Here is a 20255-nt window from a genome sequence, read left to right as displayed (position 1 = left end):
CCGCGCCCGGGGGTTGACTTTTTTAGCGTAATGCCACGGTGGGCGATGCGGCCCACCACTATTTCTTTCACCAACCCTCTGGATGTATGAAATCCCTTGTTTGTAGCCTGTTCTTGGCTGCCGCCGCCCTCACTTCCTCGTGCTCGAAAGCGCCGGCTGATTCGGCCAACGTGCAGAACCTGAACCGCGACTTTATCAACGCCTGGAACAGCCGCGACTCCGGCAAAATCACCGGCATGATGGCCGACGACATCACCTTCGTGCAGGGCAACGCCCACTGGAAGGGCAAGGACGAAGTGGGCCAGAAGTGGGTGAGCGCCACGCTGCCGACCATTGCCAACCTGAAAACCAGCGTGAGCAGCAGCAACACCGACGACAACAGCGCCTACGAAGCCGGCACATTCTCGGTGGATGTGCAGCCGGCTGGCCCTGGCCAGCCCGCCGGTTTTGGCGAGGGAAACTACATTTTCTACTGGAAAAAAGCGGCTGATAATACCTGGAAGTTGAGCTACGCGCAGCTAGAGGATTTGCCAGTGCAGCGCCGGAATTAATTCATTGCGCCATCGTGCCGGTTTAGCCCCAGCGGGGCGACATATCGGTAGAAACAGAAGGCGCTAAAGTTTCAAAAGCCCCAGCGGGGTGACATTCGTTGAACGAGTGTCGCCCCGCTGGGGCTTTGGTGTTCCCGATTATCTGGTATTGCTACCGATATGTCGCCCCTCCGGGGCTTTGAATTAATCTTCGGGGTAGGGGACGAATACGAAATTCGTGAACTCCTCATCGAGCACGAAGAGGCAGCAGAATTCGTCGGCGTCCTTGTAGGTGGCTTTGAAGGCTTCGATGCCGCCTTCGTCGATGATGCCTTGCTGCACGAAGAGCTCGAGGTAGCTGGCGAAGACGTGCCACTCCAGATTCAGCTCGTCGGCGTTGACGAGGAGGCCGCCGAGGGGCACTTCCTGCTTGGCAAAGACGAAAATGGGGTATTGGCTGAAGTCGCCCTTGCGAATCTGGGAAGAGGCTTCGGCAAGGGTGTCGCACACCTTCACAAAATCCTTGGTGATGGTGCCGAGGTATTTGCCATTGAGTTCGGGGTCGTTGAAATAGTCCATTTATTTAATTATTGAAATCGTCTGTCATCCTGAGCGCAGCGAAGGACCTTATCACAGCCGCGCCGGTTTCAGGTTTGAATAAACTGCCATTCAGGATTATCAATAGCAATTAACGCGTCTTTTTTAGCCCGCGTCCAGCCCTTCAATTCCTTTTCGCGGGCAATGGCGGCATTGACATCCGGGTATTCTTCGATGTGAACCAGATTGTAGCAGAAGTAGCGACCAGCGAAGGTTTCGGCGGAACCGCGGTTGGCGTAGTGCTGGGCGAGGCGGTCCGCGATGTTATTGGTTATGCCGATGTACAACACCTTTTTGGCGGGGTTAGTGGTGATGTACACGTAGTAGGGCATGGCAGGGTTATTTTAATCGTTTGTCATCCTGAGCGCAGCGAAGGACCTTATCACGGCCGCACGGTTTGAAATTACTGCAAACTGTTCGTGCGTGATAAGGTCCTTCGCTGCGCTCAGGATGACAGACGTTACTTCAACTCCAGCGCCACTACATTTTCCACATGGTGAGTATGCGGGAACATATCCACCGGCTGCACGCGCGTTACTTTATACGCGGCATCTAGTAGTTCCAAATCGCGGGCTTGGGTGGCGGGGTTGCAGCTGATGTAGACAATGCGGGGGGCGCGCAGCTCCAGGAGGCGGGCCACCACGTCGGGGTGCATGCCGGCGCGGGGCGGGTCGGTGATGAGGACGTCGGGGCGGCCGTGGTGGGCGGTGAAGTCGGCGGTGAGGATGTCCTTCATGTCGCCGGCGTAGAACTCGGTGTTGGTGATGTTGTTGATTTCGGCGTTGACGTGGGCGTCGGCCACGGCCTGCTCCACGTACTCGACGCCGATGACTTTGCGGGCTTGGTGGGCCACGAAGCTGGCGATGGTGCCGGCCCCGGTGTAGAGGTCATACACGAGCTCATCGCCCTTGAGGTCGGCGAAGTCGCGGGCTACTTTGTAGAGCTGATGGGCGCCTTCAGAGTTGGTTTGGTAGAAGGACTTGGGGCCGATGCGGAAGCGCAGGCCTTCCATTTCTTCCTCGATGTAGGGCTTGCCTTTGTAGGTCACCACTTCGAGGTCGTGGAAGGTTTCGTTGCCCTTGCTGTTGAGGACGTAGTTGAGGGAAGTGATGCCGGGGAACTTGGCGTAGAGGGCATCCAGCAGGGGCTCGATGGACTCGTGGGGGCGGTAGCACTGCAGAATCACCATGATTTCGCCGGTGCTTTGGGCGGTGCGGATGATGAGGTTGCGCAGGTTGCCGGTCTGGCGCACCATGTTGCCGAATTCGAGGCCGTGCTCGCGGCCGTAGTCGCGAATGAAGAGGCGGATTTCGTTGCTGGGCTCGGCCTGGAGGTGGCAGTGCTGCACGTCGATAATCTTATCGAAGCGGGCGGGGGTATGGAAGCCCAGCACGTTGCGGTCGAAGGTCTGGGTGTCGTCGTTGATTTGCTCGGTGGTGAGCCAGCCGTTGTCCGAGAAGGTGTATTCGAGCTTGTTGCGGTAATAGGTTCGCTGGGGCGAGGAGAGGATGAACGGAATCTCGGGCAGGGCCACTTTGCCGATGCGGGTGAGCTGGTCGACCACCTGCTGCTGCTTGAAGTGCAGCTGGGTGTCGTAGCCGATGTGCTGCCACTTGCAGCCGCCGCAGGTGCCGAAGTGCTGGCAAAACGGCGCGACGCGCAGCTCGGAATACTGGTGGAACTTCACCGGCACGGCTTCCAGGAAGCTCTTCTTGGCTTTGGTGATGTACAAATCCACGACATCGCCGGGGGCGACTTGGGACACGAAAATGACGAGGTTCTCGACGCGAACGAGGCATTTGCCTTCGGCGACCATGTCCTGGATGGTGACGTTGCGGAGTAACTCGGGGGCTATTTTTTTGGCTCGGCTCATAAGAAGACAAAACTACTGCCCGGGCCACGGATTCGCGCGGATTTATCGGATTTCACGGATTTTGTGGGCGGTAGTTGGGGCATGGCTCGCAAGTGGCAGCAAGCATCTTGCGGGTATTAGGGGATAAATAGAAAAGGCCTCCCGATTTCGGGAGGCCTTTTCGGTGGAAAGATGTCGGCTACAAAATCCGTGGAATTCGAAAAATCTGAGCGAATCCGTGGTCTATTTAATCACCTCGAACCAGTTCTTCACGCTCGTGCCGTTGGGCAGGGTGAGGATGTAGAAGTAGTTGCCGGCGGGCGTGCTGTCGTCGCCACCCCAGTTGTTCTGGTAGTTGGTGGTTTTGTACACCTCGCGGCCCCAGCGGTTGAAGATGGTGAAGGTGTTGCCGGGGTAGAGCGAGATGTTGTCGATGACGAGCACATCGTTGAGGCCGTCGCGGTTCGGGGTGATGACGTTGTAGGTCTTCACGGCGTTGGCGAAGCTCACGCTGGTTTCGTTCGAGTTGGAGAGCAGCGGGGTGGCGTCGGTGCTGACGGCCACCACCCGGAAGTTCTGGCTAAAGCCCAGGCCGGTGGCGGTGGCGTTCGGGTCGTTGTTGGTGGCGGTGTATTGCAGCGTGCCCGCGTTCACCGTGGCAATGAGCACTGGCGCACCGGCATCGGAGCGGCGGTAGATGCGGTACTCCTTCACCGTGAAGCCCACGAAGGCATTCCAGGTGAGGGCCGTGCTGCCCTGGTTGCGGCCGCCAGCCGTGGCGGTAGCGGTGGCCTGCAGGCGGATGGTCTGGGCGATGCCGGTTGTGTTAGTCGTGCCGCAACCGTTGGTGAGGCCGAGCTGGTACTCGTAGGAATTGGCGTTGGCATCCACCGCACTGTTGTCGGTGAAGGTGGTAGCCGAAGCCGCTACCTGACCTACTACCGCGAAGGTGCTGGAACCCGCTACGCGGCGCGTGATTTGCACCTGATTGGGGGTGTTGCCACTGTTGGGCACGCTCAGGCTGATGATGACGCGGTTGTTGCTGGTAATGTCCACCGAGGCGTTGGTCAGCACCACCGTCGGGCTATCGAAGAGGATGGTGCGGGTGGTAGCCGGGCCGGTGCAGGAAGCCGGAGCGGCGCTAATTTCAGCAGCGCTCACCGTGTACGGCCCGGTGGCGTTGAAGCGCACCGTAATCTGGCTGCCGGTGCCGCCCGCCGTGATGGTGCCGCCTACGACGGTCCACTGGTAGCTGGCGCCGGCCGTGGGGTTGGCAATGGCGTACGGCTGGGTCTGGGCCACGTTACACACGAAGCCCGAGCCCGAAATGGTAGGGGCCGTGGGCGTGGGAGCCACCGTGAACGGCGTGGAATACAGTGGGCCAACGCAGCCGGCCACCGTGGTTTCCTGCACCGTGAGGGTGTAGGTGCCGGGGATGGGTAGGGTGTTCAACACGCGGGTGTTGCCGGTGCCGGCCAGAGTGGTGGTGCCCAGCTGGAACACATAAGTCGAGCCGGTGAAGCCGCCGGGCAGGCCGAAGGTCACCGGGCCATTGGTCTGGCACACGCGCACCGGGGCGGTGATGGCCAGGGTGGGGCGGGGCGAAGGATTGATGAGCACCTTCAGTGTATCGGAAGTGCCCAGGCAGCGCACGCCGCTGGCGGGGTTGCTGGTTTCCGTCACCACTATTTTGCCGATGGTGGGCACCGCCACGGGCGTCCAGTTCACGGTCACCGTATTCTGGAAGGTGCTCACCTGCGTGCCGCCCACGATGGTCCAGGCGTAGCTGGAGCCGTTGGCGTACGCGCCGCTCACGTAGCGGTAGGGGCCATCGGCCTGGCACACGCCCCGAATTGGGGGCTGTCCCACGCCAATGTCGCCAGGGCCGGTGGGCCGTACCGTCTGCAGACGTGGGTTGATAACGATGGGCAGCGTAGTGGTATCGGAGGAACAGCCCTGGGTATTCAGGCTGAATACTTTCAGGTAGCCGCCGGTGCTGGCCACGCCCCAGTCCACGGTGATGGCCGGGGTGCCCTGGCCGGCCGTGATAGTGCCGCCGTTAATCTGCCAGGTGAAGGGCGTGCCGGGCGGGAAAGCCGTGCCCGTGCCCGTGGGCACCGAGTAGGCAATGCCCGTGACGGTGGGGCACACCGAAGCCGGCCCCACAATAGTCGCCGCCGCCGGACGCGGGTTGATGGTGATGACCACGTCATCGGTGCTCACGCAGCCGTTGGCGGTGGTGGCCGTCACGGTGTAGGTGCGGGTGATGGGCGCGGTCGTGGTGTTCGAGGCCGCGAAGACAGGCCGGGCGACGGTGGTGCTGCTCAGGCCCGTGGCCGGAGCCCAGCTATAGGTATAGCCGGTGCGGGCCGGGGTGCCCAGGGTAATGGTTTTGAGGTCGCAAACGGCTACGTCGGGGCCGGCATCGGCCACGGCGGCGGGGTTCACGGTCACGGTCACGGTGCTGGTGGCGGTGCAGCCGTTGGCGGTGGTGGCGGTCAGGGTGAAGGTGATGGGGTTCGGGGTGGTCGTGGTGTTGGCCAGCGTGAACGTGGGGTTGGCCACGGTGGCGCTGCTCAGGCCGGTGGTGGGGCTCCAGCTATAGGTGGTGCCCGCAATGGGGGCCGCGCCCAGGGTAATGGTTGCGCCCGAGCAAATGGCCTGGCTGGTGCCCGCCACGGCCACAGCGGCCGGGTTGATGGTTACCACGACCGTATTGGTGGCGGTGCAGCCGTTGACGGTAGTGGCCGTCAGCGTGTAGGTCTGGGTGATGGGGGTGCCGGTCAGGTTGGGCAGCGTCACGGTCGGGTTCAGCACCGAGGCGCTGCTGAGGCCGGTGGCCGGGCTCCAGGCGTAGGTGGTACCGGCCACGGCCGTGCCGTTGCCGATGGCCACGGGCACGTTGGAGCAGGTAGCGCGGGCTGGGCCGGCATCGGCCACGGCGGCGGGGTTGATGGTCACGGCCACGGTGCTGGTGGCGGTGCAGCCCTGGGCCGTGGTGGCGGTCAGGGTGTAGGTTGCCACGATGGGCGCGGCCGTCAGGTTGGGCAGCGTCAGGGTGGGGGTGAGGGCGGTGGCGCTGCTCAAGCCCGTGGCGGGCGTCCAGGCGTAGGTGGTGCCGGTCACGGCCGTGCCGGTACCGATAACCACGCCCACGTTGGAGCAGGTAGCCTTAGCCGGTCCAGCCTGGGCCACGGCGGCCTGGTTCACGGTCACGGCCACGGTGCTGGTGGCGGTGCAGCCCTGGGCCGTGGTGGCCGTCAGGGTATAAGTGGTGGTGATGGGCGCGCCGGTGGTGTTGGTCAGCGTGATGGTCGGGGTCAGCGCGGTGGCGCTGCTCAGGCCGGTGGTGGGGCTCCAGGCGTAGGTGGTTCCAGTCACGGCGGTGCCGGTGCCCAGCGTGCGGGTTTCGCCCGAGCAGAACGTGACAGCCGGTCCGGCCTGGGCCACGGCGGCCTGGTTCACGGTCACGGCCACGGTGCTGGTGGCGGTGCAGCCCTGGGCCGTGGTGGCCGTCAGGGTATAAGTGGTGGTGATGGGCGCGCCGGTGGTGTTGGTCAGCGTGATGGTCGGGGTCAGCGCGGTGGCGCTGCTCAGGCCGGTGGTGGGGCTCCAGGCGTAGGTGGTTCCAGTCACGGCGGTGCCGGTGCCCAGCGTGCGGGTTTCGCCCGAGCAGAACGTGACAGCCGGTCCGGCCTGGGCCACGGCGGCCTGGTTCACGGTCACGGCCACGGTGCTGGTGGCGGTGCAGCCGTTAGCGGTGGTAGCGGTCAGGGTGTAAGTCGTGGTGATAGGGGCACCGGTCGTGTTGGTCAACGTCACCGTTGGGCTAAGTGCGGTTGGGTCGCTCAGGCCGGTGGCGGGGCTCCAGGCGTAGGTGGTACCGGTTACGGCGGTGCCGGTGCCCAGCGTGCGGGTTTCGCCCGAGCAGAAGGCTACGGCCGGTCCGGCCTGGGCCACGGCAGCCGGGAAGACGGTTACGACGACCGTGCCGGTGCTCACGCAGCCGTTGGCGGTGGTAGCCGTCAGGGTGTAGGTCTGGGTGATGTTAGCACCGGTCAGATTGGGCAGGGTCACCGTCGGGTTCAGCACCGAAGCGCTGCTCAGGCCGGTAGCCGGGCTCCAGGCATACGTGGTACCAGCTACGGCCGTGCCATTGCCAATGGCCACGGGCACGTTGGAACAGGTGCTGCGGGCCGGACCGGCATCAGCCACGGCGGCGGGGTTGATGGTCACGGCCACGGTGCTGGTGGCCGAGCAGCCGTTGGCCGTGGTGGCCGTCAGCGTGTAGGTCGTGGTGATGGGCGCGCCGGTGGTGTTGGTGCCGGTCACGGTTGGGTTGAGGATGTTCGGGTTGCTGAGGCCGGTGGTGGGCGTATAGCTATAAGTGGTGCCAGCTACGGGCGTCACCGCACCGCCCAGCGGGGCCGAAACCGTACCCGAGCAGAAGCTGATAGGCGGGCTGGGCGTAATCACGGCGGCGGGGTTGATGGTAACAATGACCGACGAAGTGGCGGTGCAGCCGGCGGCGTTGGTGGCCGTCACGGTGTAGGTCTGGGTGATGGGTGCGCCGGTGGTGTTAGGCAGCATCACCGTCGGCTGGGCGGCCGTAGCGCTGCTGAGGCCGGTAGCGGGGCTCCAGCTATAGGTGTAGCCAGCCAGCGCCGGGGTGCCAATGGCCGCCGAAGCCACGCCCGAGCAGGTGTTGCGGGCCGGGCCGGCATCGGCCACGGCGGCGGGGCTCACCGTCACCACCACCGATGAGGTGCTGGAGCAGTTCGGGCCGGAAGACACGGTGAGCGTGTAGGTCTGGGTGATGGGCGCGCTGGTGGTATTGGGCAGCGTCACGGTGGGCTGGGCCACGGTGGCACTGCTCAGGCCGGTGGCCGGGCTCCAGGCGTAGGTGAGCCCAGTGATGGCCGCCACGCCCAGCGGCGTGGAGGCCACGTTGGGGCAGATGGTGCGGTCGGGGCCGGCATTGGCGGTGGGCGGGGCCGTCACGGTCACCGTCACGGTGGTCGTGGTGGTGCAGGTGCCGTCGGTGCCGGTCACGGTATAGGTGGTGGTAGCGGTGGGCGTTACCGTAATGCTGGTGCCGGTCAGGTTGATGCCGCCGCCGGTCCAGGCATAGGTCAGGCCCGTTTGGCCGGTCACCGTCAGCGTAGTCGACGTGCCCTGGCAGAGGCTGGGCGCGAGGGCCGTGGCCGTGATGGCCGGCAAGGGCCGGATGTCCACGGTTTTAACCACCGAATCAGAAAGGCAGCCGTAGGTCGAAACGCCCTTCAGCGACAGCCGGCCGGTGGTGTTGGCGCTGGCCCAGGTCACCTGCACCGTGTTGGTGCCCTGGCCGCTGGTGATGGTGCCTCCGTAGATGCGCCAGCGGTAAGAAGCTGGCACCGGGCCGGCGGCCGTGTAGGAGCGCACCGTGGCCGGGTCGCACACCGTGCTCGGGCCATTGATAACGTTGGGGCCGGCGGCGCGGGTCACCGTCACCCGGAAAATATCCGAAGCCAGCTTGCCGCCGCAGCCGTTGTCCTTCACGGTCACGCCCAGGTCGTAGGGCGTGGTGCGCGACTGGCCGCAGGTGGAGTTATAAACAAAGGTGCCCGATACCGAGCCGGTGCCGGAGGCCGTGGCCGTACCGGTCAGGTTGCCGGCCTGCACTACGCCCGTGCTGCCGTTGAAGGTGGTGTTGAACGGCCCGCTGCCATCGAGTAGGGCACTGTTCACGGTGAGCACCAGCGGGTGGTTGCCGCTGGCCTGGGTGGCCGTAATCGGGATGCTCAGCGACTGGCCTTCTTCAATAGTGTAGTTACGGGGCGTGAGCGCCGGGGCCGGTAGCAGCGGCGGCGTAGTAGGCGGGCATACCGAAACGACGAGCTGTAAGTCTCGTCGGGTAGTCCCAATCAGCACTTCCACACCGTTGATGGAGCGGTATTCTGCCACGTCCACCGCCACTACGTAGAGGCCGGTGGACGTGGCCCCGTACTTGGCAATACCCGTACTGGCGTTAATCTTGGCAAAGTTACCCGCGCCCGTCCCAAACGGGTTGGCCGCGCTGTAAGCCGGATAGTAAGGCACCGACTGGGGCAGGGGTGGGAAAGTGGGCGGGTTGGTGGTGCCGGCCAGGAAGCCGTAGGGCGTGCCAAAGGAGTACACTAGGCGGTCGCCGTCGGGGTCGAAAGCGTTGTTGAGCGAGATGGTGGTATCGTTCTGGCACACGATGGCCACGGCCGTGTCCGAAAATACGGGCGAGCGGTTGTAAATCAGCGGTGGGGCCATGCTCACGTAGAGCGTCAGGGGCACGTTGCCGCCCGTGCCCCCGCTGGGGTTGTTGATGTTGGTGAGGGTGTTGTTGCGGGCGCTCACCGAATACACAGCGTAGTAGCCATCGAAGGAAACCGGCAGGTTCACTACCTGCACGTATTTGCACAGGTAGAATGGCTGACTGGGTCCGCTCACCGTGCAGCCCGCAGGTACGGACGGGGAAATCGGTGGCGGCAGGTTGTTGTTACTCGCCGTGGGCGACGTGCGGGCGAAGTTGTAAGAGCCAATGCGCAACGTGGTGGCCTTGTTGAAGATGTCAATGGTTGCATTCGCCGGCGGAGCCGCAATGCCGGTGGGGTTGGTATAATACAGGCCGTTGCTGTACACCGTAAGGGTGATTTCGTAGCGGAACGGGGTAGCCGTCGGGCCAGTCGCGTCGAGGTAGCGGTAGCTCATCTCGCCACCCAAAAGGTGCGAGGCCTGCGCCGGGCGCGCGCCCACCACCAGCAGCGCCAGTAGTAGCATCGACCCAAAAAAACGCCGTAGTAAGGTTGTAGGCATACAATAAAATGAAGGGTAGGAAAACTGAAAAACTGCCCCAGCCGTCAAAAGGCGGCCGGGGCGGTTAGGGGTTGAGCTCGGGCCTCATCGCCCGAAGAAATGGTTTTGCTATTCGCGCACCAGGCGGCGCAGGGCGGTCTGGCCCTGCGCGTCGCGCAGGCGCAGCACGTACACGCCGGCCGGCAGGGCGCTCAGGTCCAGCTGGGCATCGGCGGCCGGGCCCAGGCGCAGGGCCGTGCGCAGCACCGTAGCGCCCAGCAGGTTCTGCACCTCGGTGGTGTAGAGGCCGGCGGCGCTGGCATCGGGCAGGCGCAGGCTCACCCGCCCATCCAGGGTAGGGTTGGGGAAGAGGCTGAGCGTGGGCAGGGCCTGGGCCTCGCGGGTGGCCAGGGGCAGGATGCGCAGCTGGTAGTCTTCCACCTCGGCGTTGAGGACGTTGGTGGCGCAGGCGCTGGGCGTGCCGCCGGTGGCATTGGCAACCACTATCACCCGCATGCGGGGATTGCTGCCGGCCGTGCCGGCGGGCACCGTGAAGGGAGCCGTGAACGAGTTGGCCGTGGCCGTGCCGTTCACCACCAACTCGGAGGCGTCAAACGTGCCGTTCATGTTCCAGTCTACCCAGGCCGAGGTGCGGTGGTTGGCGGCCAGGTTCGTGGCCACGGTCAGGCTGAGCGAGTTGCCCACGTTGGCCGACAGCGACAGGCTGGTGTAGTTGGCGTAGCCGCCCGTGGCCACGCTGGTGCTGTTGGTGAAGGCCGGCGTGGCATTGGCAATGCTCACGGTGCTGATGTAGAAAGGGCTGGGCTGCTGCTGCCCCGTGGGGCCGGTGCCGCCCGTGCCATTCGAAGCGCAGAAGATGAGGCAGGGCACCTGGATGGTCACCGCGTTCAGGCGCGTCACGCTGGCCGTGCCGTTGGTATTGGTGGCCGTGAGCGTGACGTTGTAGGTGCCCGAGGCGGTGTAGGTGTGCGTGGGGTTTTGCAGGGTGCTGGTGGTGCCGTCGCCAAACGCCCACAGCCACGAAGTGGGCAGGTTGGTGGTGAGGTCGGTGAACACGATGGGGTTCACGCAGCCGCCGGCCACGTAGTTGGTGCTGAAGTTGATGGTGGGCGGCAGCGTGTTGGGCCGGGCAATGACGGTATAGTCTTCCACCTGGCCGCTCACCGGGCTCACGCAGGGGCCGGCCGTGTTGCCAATGGCATCGGCAATGATGCGCAGGCGCAGGGGCTGGTTGAGCGTGGTGCCGGTGGGCAGGGTGAGGGTGGTGGTGGCCCCGGGGGTAGGCGTGTTCAGGCCCGTATAAAGCAGTTCGGAAGCGGCAAACACGCCGTTGTTATTCAAATCCAGGTATACCCGGATGTCGTGCGCGTTCACGCCGCCCGTGTTGATAATCATCTGGTTGCTCACGCCCGCAATTAGTTCGGTGCGCTGCGGGCAGGTGAAATCCTGGTAGCCGGCGCTGCCGTCGGCCGAGGTGTTATCAATGGTGCCCAGCCGGAAGCGAGTGATGCCGTAGTTGGCGAAGTAGTTGGTCGTCTGGGGCGAGCAGCTGGCGGCCAGCGGCACCGTGGTGTTATAGATGATGCTGGTAGCGGCGCTGGTGTTGTTGCCGGCCGCGTTGGTGGCGCGCAGCGTCACGGCGTAGGTACCGGCCGTGGCGTAGGTATGCGAGGGGTTTTGCAGGGTGCTGGTGCCACCGTCGCCAAAGGTCCAGAGCCAGGACGTGGGCAGGTTCTGGCTGGCATCGGTGAACTGCACGGTGCCGGAGCAGGTGGTGGTGCCGTTGGTGGTGAAAGCCGCCACCGGCGCGCTCACGTTCGACGAGAGCCGCACGCTGTAGTCTTCCACCTGCGAGTATTGGGGCGTGGAGCACGGCGCGGGCACGGTGGTGGCCAGCGCGTAGTCCGACGATACCCGCATGCGCAGGTTGGTGCTGAGCACGGCCGAGGCCGGCGGCGTGAACGTGCCCGTGTGCAGGATGCTGTTGGGCGCATCAAACACCAGCTCGTTGTTGCCGGTGAAGGCCCCGTCGTTGTTGTAGTCAATCCAGACCTTCACGCTCTCGTTCACGTTCGGGCCGGTGCGCACGCTGATGGCGTAGGGCTGGCCCACGGTCAGGGCCGCGTTGTAGGTGCAGCTATAGTCGCGGTAGCCGTCGATGTAGTTGCCGGTGGTGTTGTTGATGAGGTTGTTCCCAATATTAACGTTGAGAATGCCCATGCCGTAGAGGTTGGCCTGCCCGTTGGTGGCGGTGCCCGGCGTGCACGTGGCCGCAATGGGGCAGCTCTGGGCGACGGCCTCTGAGCTTAAGCCCAGTCCCAGCAAAACAGCAATAAAACCCGGCGTGAACCGGAACCAGGAACGTAGGTGTGGATGCATACGGTACTTTGAAAGAAAGCAATTGAATTCAACGGATAAATGTAAGCAGAAAGCGGGGATGGCCCCGTTGCAATCGTCCATTATCCACTCTGAGTCGGCCACCCCGCACGCGGGTTCGCCAAACGCCCGCCGCCGCGCGGCCAGCAAGTAGCTGACCAGAACCCGCAACGGAGGTTTAATCAGGCGGCGCAAAAATCGCACCAGCCAGCCGTAAGTTTGCCGGTAGTATTCGCCCATCTTTCTCCCCGGCCCGGCTGGGGCACTATTTTTAGTTTATGCCAACTCCCACTGTTCTCATCACCGGCGGCACGTCGGGCATTGGCCGGGCTTGTGCGCTGGCCTTCGGCCGGGCCGGCTACCAGGTGGCCATCACCGGGCGCGACGAACTTAAACTGACCGATACCGCCGCCGCCCTGGCCGCCGCCGGCGTGGCCCACCTCACCATCCGGGCCGATGTGGGCGACGAAGCCGCTGCCGAGCGCGCCGTGGCCGAAACCGTGGCCCGCTTCGGCGGCCTCGACGTGCTGCTCAACAACGCCGGCATCAGCATGCGCGCCCGCTTTCAGGATGCCGACCTTGAAGTCATCAAGCGGTTGATGCAGACCAACTTCTTCGGTACCGTGTTCACCACCAAGTTTGCGCTGCCGCATCTGTTGAAAAGCAAGGGCAGCATCGTGGGCATCAGCAGCATTGCTGGCTATCGGGGGCTGCCGGGGCGCACGGGCTACTCGGCCTCCAAGTTTGCCATGAACGGCTTCCTCGAAGCCCTGCGCACGGAGCTGCTCGACCAGGGCGTGAACGTGCTCACGGCCGCGCCCGGCTTCACGGCCTCCAATATCCGCAACACGGCCCTAGCGGCCGATGGCTCCTCGCAGGGCGAGTCGCCGCGCGACGAAGGCGCCATGATGAGCAGCGAAGCCGTGGCCGACGAGATTCTGAAAGCCGTGCAGCAGCGCAAGCGCACGCTGGTGCTCACGGGCCAGGGCAAACTGGTGGTTTTCCTCAATAAGTGGCTGCCCGGGTTGAGCGATAAGCTCGTGCTGAACCACTTTCGGAAGGAAGAAAAAGGCGTGGACGTGGGGTGAGTTGAGAACCAAATAGCCACCTGTCATCCTGAGCGCAGCGAAGGACCTTACCACGGCAGAACAACGAGTTCAAAAGTGATAAGGTCCTTCGCTGCGCTCAGGATGACAGGTGGCTATTTGGTTCTCAACTCATTTACAGCGACGCTTTCTGCGCCAGCTTCACCGCCTCGTACATATCCACTACGCCGCCGGTCACGGACAGGGTCGAGAAATCGACCTGCTTATCGCTGCCGGGCGTCTGGACTTTGGTGTGGTGCACCTGGGCCGACTGCATGATGATGCGCTTCAAATCGGTAGCGGTGAGCTTGGGGAAGTACGATTTCAGCACCGCCGCTACGCCGGCCGTCACGGGCGAGGCCATGCTGGTGCCGCTTTCGTTGCCGTAGGTGCTGCCGGGCAAGGTGCTGTAGATGCCCACGCCGGGCGCGAATACGTCCACGCCCTTCTTGCTGTAGTTCGAGAAATCGGCGGTCAGGTTCACGTTGTCCTTCGGGCCGGACGCGCCTACGGTGAGCAGGTTCGGGATGGTGGTGTTGTTGATGTAGAATGAAGCCGGGTAGTTGTCGGCCACGTCGAGGTTGTGGTTTTCGTTGCCGGCGGCGTGTACCAGCAGCACGCCTTTCTGGGCGGCATACTTGTAGGCGGCTTCCACGGCGGGGCGTTGGGGCGAAAATTCCTTGCCGAAGCTCATGTTGATAATCTGCGCGCCGTTGTCCACGGCGTAGCGAATAGCATTGGCGATGTCCTTGTCGCGCTCGTCGCCGTCGGGCACGGCGCGCACCATCATGATGCGCACGGGGTCCGGGGCGAGGCCCTGGATGCCGAGGTTATTGGTCCGCACCGCCGCGATGATGCCCGAGACGTGGGTGCCGTGCATGGGGTCGGGGCCGTGGAGGTCGTTGTTGCCGTAGAAGCGCTGGCTCACATCCTCGGGGTTGTCCTTGATGATGTCGGCCCGGGGGTTGAAGTTCAGGTTCAGTGAATTATCCAGCATGCTGCGCTCCTGCTTCACGCCTTCGTTCAACTCTTTTAGCAACGCGTCGGCGTCGCCGGCCCCGGTCTGGCGCATCATGTCGAGCATGCCGGCCACGGCGCGTTTCAGGTTGGGGTCGTCGGGGTTGGCGTTTTTGAGGGCCGTGGTGTCGAGCTTCTCGGTGCCGAGGGCCTGCTTCATGTTGGTCACCATCTGGGTGAGGGGGCCGCTCATTTCCTCCACCTGCTTGCTGCGCTCGGTTTCCTCCTTGAGGCGACCCGAATAGGCTTTTTCGGCCTTCTGATACAGCACATAGGCGGCTTTATCGGCCGGCTTCACGGTCTTAGCCGTGATGCCTTTGAAGCGCTTGCGGCCGGCGGCCACGATGCGCGTCATCTCTAGGGTTTCGGCGTTCACGTTGCGGCCGTCGGGCGCACCGAGGAAATTCCAGCCGTGCACGTCGTCGATGTAGCCGTTCTTGTCGTCGTCGATGCCATTGCCGGGGATTTCGCCCCGGTTCACCCACAGCACGGGCTTGAGGTCGACGTGGGCCGTATCGATACCCGAATCAATCACGGCCACAATGACCGGGGTCGGAATCAGGTTTTTCAGAATCTCATTGTAGGCGCGGTTGGCCCCCACGCCGGGCACGTTGTCGAGCTGCGGGTCTTTGAGGTACCATTGGGCGGCGCTCATATCGCCGGCCGCCGGGGTGGCGGGGGCGGGGGAGAGGGCATTCACCGATTGGGCCTGGGCCAGAACCGGCAGGGCCAGCAAGGCCAGCGAAAGCGACCAGCGGCGGAAAGGATGAATCGTCATAAACAAAGGTTGGGGCCGCGATGGGCGGCCGGTGTAGGGGATAAACCGATTTTCACACAAATGAAGTTCAGCCGGGGCAAAGACGGGCCCGGGTGGCCCCGCGTTGCGTCGGCTAGGCGGCCGGCGGCCCCACTACCACCAGCAGCAGGGCATCTTCGGCGGCAGGGGTGAGGCGCCAGTAGCGGTAGAGGCCGCGCTCTTCCGGGGTAGCAAGGCCGAACTCGCCCAGCCGCACGGCCACGCGGGCAGCGGCCCGGATGGGCAGGCCCGCCGCTTCGGCCAGCTGCATGGTGTGCCGCTCAGGGTGCTGCATCAGGGCCAGCAGCATGAGGCTCTGGCGCAGGCGGCCCCGCTTGTTGCGCACCTGGTGGCGCTGCAACAGCCATTCCTCGATGCGGGCCTGCACGGCGGCGGGCTCCTGGCTCAGGGGCGGCGGTGGGGGCGGGTTATCGCGCTCAAACACGCGGCGGGCAAAGGCGGCAGGCAGGCTATCGGGCATCTTCATGGGGCTTGCAAACCAGCCAAATCCAACAGCTGGCTGATTTAAGGTAATAGGAGGCAAATTTATTTCATCTTCTATCCAAAATTTTGCATCTCATGTCCGAACCTTTGCGTCCTCTGTCCAAAAATTTGCATTCCCTGTCCGAACCTTTGCATCCCCTGGCTAAACCCACGATGGCGCGGGCCTGCGGCCCGTGCCGACTATTAGCGGGCCTCCAGGCCCGCCGGCATCCGCGCCGTATGGGCAGCCGTAGCGCAGCCATCCAGGCATCACCCAACGATTGCAGGCCGGAGGCCTGCGAATAATCGGCCCGGGCCGCAGGCCCGCGCGATCGGCGGGCATCGGCTGGTAACTTCACGGCCTCAATCTGGTTTCCTGCGCATGATTCGTTCCTTACGCCCGTTGCTCGCGGCGCTGCTGCTGCCCCTCACGGCCCTGGCCCAAACGCCGAAGTCCTACACTTCCTCCGAAATATTGCTGGGGCTGAAGAAGCTCAACGTCCTCGGCTCGGTGATGTACCTGGCCGCCCACCCCGACGACGAAAACACCCGCCTCATCGCCTATATGGCCAACGAGCGCCTGCTCGAAACCAGCTACCTGAGCTGCACCCGCGGCGACGGCGGCCAGAACCTCATCGGCCCCGAGCTGCGCGAAGGCCTCGGCGTGATTCGCACGCAGGAGCTGCTGGCGGCCCGGCGGCTCGACGGCGGCCGGCAGTTCTTTACCCGCGCCAACGACTTCGGCTTCTCCAAAACCTCCGACGAAACCTTTCGCATCTGGGACAAGGAGCAGGTGCTCGCCGACATGGTGTGGGTCATCCGCCAGCGCCGGCCCGATGTGCTCATCACCCGCTTCCCGCCCGATGCCCGCGCCGGCCACGGCCACCACCAGGCCAGCGCCATCCTCGCCGCCGAAGCCTTCGACGCCGCCGGCGACCCCAAGCGCTTCCCCGAACAGCTCCAGTACGTGCAAGCCTGGCAGCCCAAGCGCCTGCTCTGGAACACCGGCAGCTTCTTCGTGAAGCCCGGCGAAAACATGGACGGCTACCTCCGGCTCGACGCCGGCGGCTACAACCCCCTGCTGGGCCAGAGCTACGGCGAAATCGCGGCCCGCAGCCGCAGCAACCACCGCAGCCAGGGCTTCGGCTCGGCCGCCCAGCGGGGCGAGGCGCTGGAGTATTTCCAGCCCGTGAAAGGCTCCACAGCCTCCAAAGACCTGTTCGAAGGCGTGGACCAGACCTGGAATCGGGTGCCCGGCGGCGCGGCCGTGGGCAAGCTCATCGAGGAGGTCATTCGCAAGTATGACGCGAGCAACCCCAGCGCCAGCGTGGCGGGGCTGCTAAAATCGAATGAGTTGATAATGCAGCTTCTCTCAGCGAAGCAAGCTCCTTATAAGATACCATATGTTGGGGCAGGAAGGGAGCAGAGATTAATTCTAGTTGAGAAGTCGCGCGAGGTGCAAAAGCTGATTGCTGCTTGCCTCGGCCTTAGCCTAACCGCGACTGCTAGTGAACCTTCGGTGGTAGCAGGTCAAAAAATGACTGTTGCCATCGCAATACTGAACCGCTCGCCGAAAGAAATTACCCTCAAACGGGTAACTGGTTTTCTGACAATGTTTGATACTGTGATGCAGAAGCCACTTCTTACTGGGAAAGCAGTAAGCTTTAACGCAGCACTTACAATTGATAAAAAAGTGGGTACCTCCCAGCCATATTGGTTGAGGCTACCGAGCAGCGTGGGTATGTATCAGGTGCCAGATTCTATTCTTGTTGCAGAAATGACTAGCAAGATTACTGACTTTATGGGTTCTACAAATGGCGAGCCACTCAAACCAGGTAAAGGATTTACCAAGAATTTTATTAAACCGACTAGGCAAGAAGTAATAGGGATGCCGGAGAATGAGCCTAACGCTTCGGTTATCGCAAACATGGAAGTGGATGGCCAGCCATATTCACTTACTGTCCCCGTCCAATACAAGCACACCGACCCCGTGCTGGGCGAATTATACCAGCCGCTGGCCGTGGTGCCGCCCGTGCTGGTGAACCTGCCGCCCGCCCGTTCCTACGTCTTCGCCGATGCCCAGCCCAAGACCGTGCCCGTCACGCTGCGGGCCGGGCGCGCCGGGGTGAGCGGCAGCCTGGCCCTGGCCCTGCCCGCCGGCTGGAAGTGCGAGCCCGCCACCGTCCCCTTCGCCCTCGCCGCCAAAGACGAGGAGCTGACCGTGAACTTCCAGGTGCAGCCCCTGGCCGGCGCCGCGCCCGGCCGCGCCGAGCTGCGCGCCACCGCCACCGTGGCCGGCCAGGCCTACGCCCGCGGCATCCAGAAGATTGAGTACCCGCACATCCCCACGCAGTTCCTCTTCCCCGAAGCCGTGGCCCCGCTGGTGAAGCTCGACCTGAAGCGGCGCGGCCAAAACGTGGCCTACCTCATGGGCGCCGGCGACGAAGTGCCCGACGCCCTGCGCCAAATCGGCTACAACGTGACCCTGCTCGAACCCAAGGACCTCAGCGCCGCCCGCCTCAAAGAATTCGACGCCCTGGTCGTGGGCATCCGCGCCTACAACACGGTAGATGCCCTGAAAACCAAGCAGCCCGAAATCCTCAAATACATCGAGCAGGGCGGCAACGTAGTGGTGCAATACGTAGTGAACCGCGGCACCGTGATGCCCGAAATCGGTCCCTACCCAATGACGCTTTCCTCCGACCGCGTGACCGTGGAAGATGCCCCCGTGACCCTCACGAAGCACCAGCTACTGGCCGCCCCGAATAAGATTACGGCGGAAGATTTCAAAGGCTGGGTGCAGGAGCAAGGCCTCTACTACCCCTCGAAATGGGACCCGAAATACCAGACCGTCATTTCCAGCAGTGACCCTGGCGAAGCGCCGAAAGAGAGTGCGATTCTGGTCACGGACTATGGCAAGGGGCACTACATCTACACGGGCCTTTCGCTGTTTCGGGAGCTGCCGGCGGGCGTACCGGGGGCGTATCGGATTATTACGAACATGATTTCCTACGGGAAGGAAGTGGCGCAGTAGTGGGCTGTAGCGTGGACTCTGCGAGTCCGCGCGGACTCGCAGAGTCCACGCTACATTGTCCGTCATGCCGAGCGCAGCCGAGGCATCTTGCGTGTGGTAGTAACTCAATCGATTGGTTTACTTCGCCACGCGAGATGCCTCGGCTGCGCTCGGCATGACGTTCTTTTGTGTTCTGATTACCATTTTCAGGCTTACCGGCCTATTGTAAATACCCGTGCTAACAGTAGAAAAAATCGGCGGCACCTCGATGACCGCCTTCGCCGACGTCCTCGACAACATCATCTTCCACGGCCGCGAGGGCGCGAAGCTGTACAACCGCGTGTTCGTGGTATCAGCCTACGCCAACGTCACCAACTGGCTGCTCGAAAATAAGAAAACCGGCGCGCCCGGCGTGTATCACCACATCACCCAGGGCCAGGAGTTCAGCCAGCCGCTGCAGGACGTGGCCACCCAGCTCAAGGAGCTAAACAAGCAATACGAGCCGCTGGGGCTGGATTTGGCCGTGGCCGATGCGTTCATTCAGCAGCGCATCGACCAGGCCCAGACCTACCTCGAAAGCCTCGTGAACGTGCTGGCCTCCGGCTACGTGAATAGCGTGAACATCCTGCAGGCCGCCCGCGAAATCCTGGCCTCGATAGGGGAGGCCCACTCCGCCTTCAACTCCGTGAACATCCTGCAAAACCGGGGCGTGCACGCCACCCTGGTCGACCTCAGCGGATTCGACGACGCCCAGCCGCTGACCATTGACGAGCGCATCCGGCAGGCCTTTACCGACATTGATTTTCCGCGCACCATCTGCATTGCCACCGGCTACACCAAGGGCACCGAGGGCATCATGCGGGAGTTCGACCGGGGCTATTCGGAAGTCACCTTCAGTAAGATTGCCGTGGCCGTGCGGCCCCAGGAGGCCATTATTCACAAGGAATACCACCTCAGCTCGGCCGACCCCAACCTGGTGGGCGTGGACCAGTGCCACCCCATCGGCTTCACCAACTACGACGTGGCCGACCAGCTTGCCGACGTGGGCATGGAGGCCATCCACCCCAAAGCCTCGAAGCCGCTGGAGATAAACGCCATCGACCTGCGCATCAAAAACACCTTCGAGCCCGAGCACCCCGGCACGCTCATCACCCGCGACTACATCTCGCCCACCAAGCGCATCGAAGTCATCACCGGCACCGAAAAAGTCACCATTATCGACATCCACGACCCCCTGATGGTAGGTGCCGCCGGCTTCGATTTGAACCTGATGCAGGTATTCTTCGACCTCGGGGTGAGCTACATTTTCAAGGCCACCAGCGCCAACAGCATCTCGCTCCTAATCTGGGAAAAGGACCTCAAGCCCCAGCTCGTGGCCGCCCTCGAAGCCAAGTACGAGAACGTGACCGTGCAGCCAGCCGCCCTAGTCTGCCTCATCGGCTCCAACATCGACGAGCCCGGCCTGCTGGCCCGCGCCGCTGGTGCCCTAGCCGATGCGGGCATCAATATTCGCAGCGCGGGCTTCGCGCTGCGCAAGGTAAATATCCAGTTCATCGTAGGCCGCGAGGATTACAAAACGGCCATCATCGCCCTGAATCAGGCGCTGGGGTAGCCGTGTAGCGTGGACTCTGCGAGTCCGCGCCCAGGCGAACGACTTACTGACCAACGACACGCGGAC

At 63.3% G+C, this 20255-nt stretch carries 11 protein-coding genes; 4 read left to right on the top strand and 7 right to left on the bottom strand.

The features are described 5' to 3' along the window. Positions 1-86 precede the first annotated feature (86 nt). The gene (locus AAFH49_RS08485; protein ID WP_342297304.1) at positions 87-551 is read left to right on the top strand and encodes a YybH family protein; all 465 of its coding nucleotides are present in this window, start codon (positions 87-89) and stop codon (positions 549-551) included. A gap of 183 nt (positions 552-734) precedes the next feature. On the opposite strand, the gene AAFH49_RS08480 is transcribed toward AAFH49_RS08485, so the two are convergent. The 5 genes from AAFH49_RS08480 to AAFH49_RS08460 form a co-directional block, all read right to left on the bottom strand. Then, positions 735-1109, bottom strand: coding sequence for a hypothetical protein (locus AAFH49_RS08480; RefSeq protein ID WP_305010311.1), 375 nt, complete (start codon positions 1107-1109; stop codon positions 735-737). A 68-nt stretch (positions 1110-1177) separates the two neighbouring features. After that, a complete protein-coding gene (locus AAFH49_RS08475) occupies positions 1178-1459 on the bottom strand; it encodes a GIY-YIG nuclease family protein (protein WP_342297301.1) in 282 nt (93 codons plus the stop codon). Positions 1460-1587: 128 nt separating this feature from the next. Further along, positions 1588-3000, bottom strand: a complete 1413-nt coding sequence (gene rlmD, locus AAFH49_RS08470; RefSeq protein WP_342297300.1) for a 23S rRNA (uracil(1939)-C(5))-methyltransferase RlmD — start codon at positions 2998-3000, stop codon at positions 1588-1590. A 222-nt stretch (positions 3001-3222) separates the two neighbouring features. After that, complete coding sequence (locus AAFH49_RS08465; RefSeq protein WP_342297299.1) at positions 3223-9807, bottom strand: T9SS type B sorting domain-containing protein; 6585 nt, start codon at positions 9805-9807, stop codon at positions 3223-3225. A gap of 108 nt (positions 9808-9915) precedes the next feature. Next, positions 9916-12186, bottom strand: coding sequence for a GEVED domain-containing protein (locus tag AAFH49_RS08460; protein WP_342297298.1), 2271 nt, complete (start codon positions 12184-12186; stop codon positions 9916-9918). 275 nt (positions 12187-12461) lie between these two features. Between AAFH49_RS08460 and AAFH49_RS08455 the strand changes: the two genes are divergently transcribed. Further along, the gene (locus AAFH49_RS08455; protein WP_342297297.1) at positions 12462-13271 is read left to right on the top strand and encodes an SDR family oxidoreductase; all 810 of its coding nucleotides are present in this window, start codon (positions 12462-12464) and stop codon (positions 13269-13271) included. Positions 13272-13404: 133 nt separating this feature from the next. Here AAFH49_RS08455 and AAFH49_RS08450 read toward each other — a convergent pair whose 3' ends face one another. Both AAFH49_RS08450 and AAFH49_RS08445 read right to left on the bottom strand, forming a co-directional pair. Next, a complete protein-coding gene (locus tag AAFH49_RS08450) occupies positions 13405-15063 on the bottom strand; it encodes a S8 family peptidase (RefSeq protein WP_342297295.1) in 1659 nt (552 codons plus the stop codon). A 112-nt stretch (positions 15064-15175) separates the two neighbouring features. Continuing rightward, a complete protein-coding gene (locus AAFH49_RS08445) occupies positions 15176-15568 on the bottom strand; it encodes a hypothetical protein (protein WP_342297293.1) in 393 nt (130 codons plus the stop codon). Positions 15569-15946: 378 nt separating this feature from the next. Between AAFH49_RS08445 and AAFH49_RS08440 the strand changes: the two genes are divergently transcribed. Both AAFH49_RS08440 and AAFH49_RS08435 read left to right on the top strand, forming a co-directional pair. Next, the gene (locus AAFH49_RS08440) at positions 15947-18598 is read left to right on the top strand and encodes a PIG-L family deacetylase (protein WP_342297292.1); all 2652 of its coding nucleotides are present in this window, start codon (positions 15947-15949) and stop codon (positions 18596-18598) included. 214 nt (positions 18599-18812) lie between these two features. Further along, positions 18813-20189 carry an aspartate kinase gene (locus AAFH49_RS08435; protein ID WP_342297290.1) on the top strand — a complete coding sequence of 459 codons (1377 nt, stop codon included), beginning with the start codon at positions 18813-18815 and terminating at the stop codon, positions 20187-20189. The last annotated feature ends 66 nt before the right edge of the window (positions 20190-20255 follow it).

This window comes from Hymenobacter segetis, from assembly GCF_038448715.1.
Lineage (GTDB): Bacteria > Bacteroidota > Bacteroidia > Cytophagales > Hymenobacteraceae > Hymenobacter > Hymenobacter segetis.
Note: the sequence above shows the minus strand (reverse complement) of the source record. Positions and strands in the feature narration are given on the sequence as shown.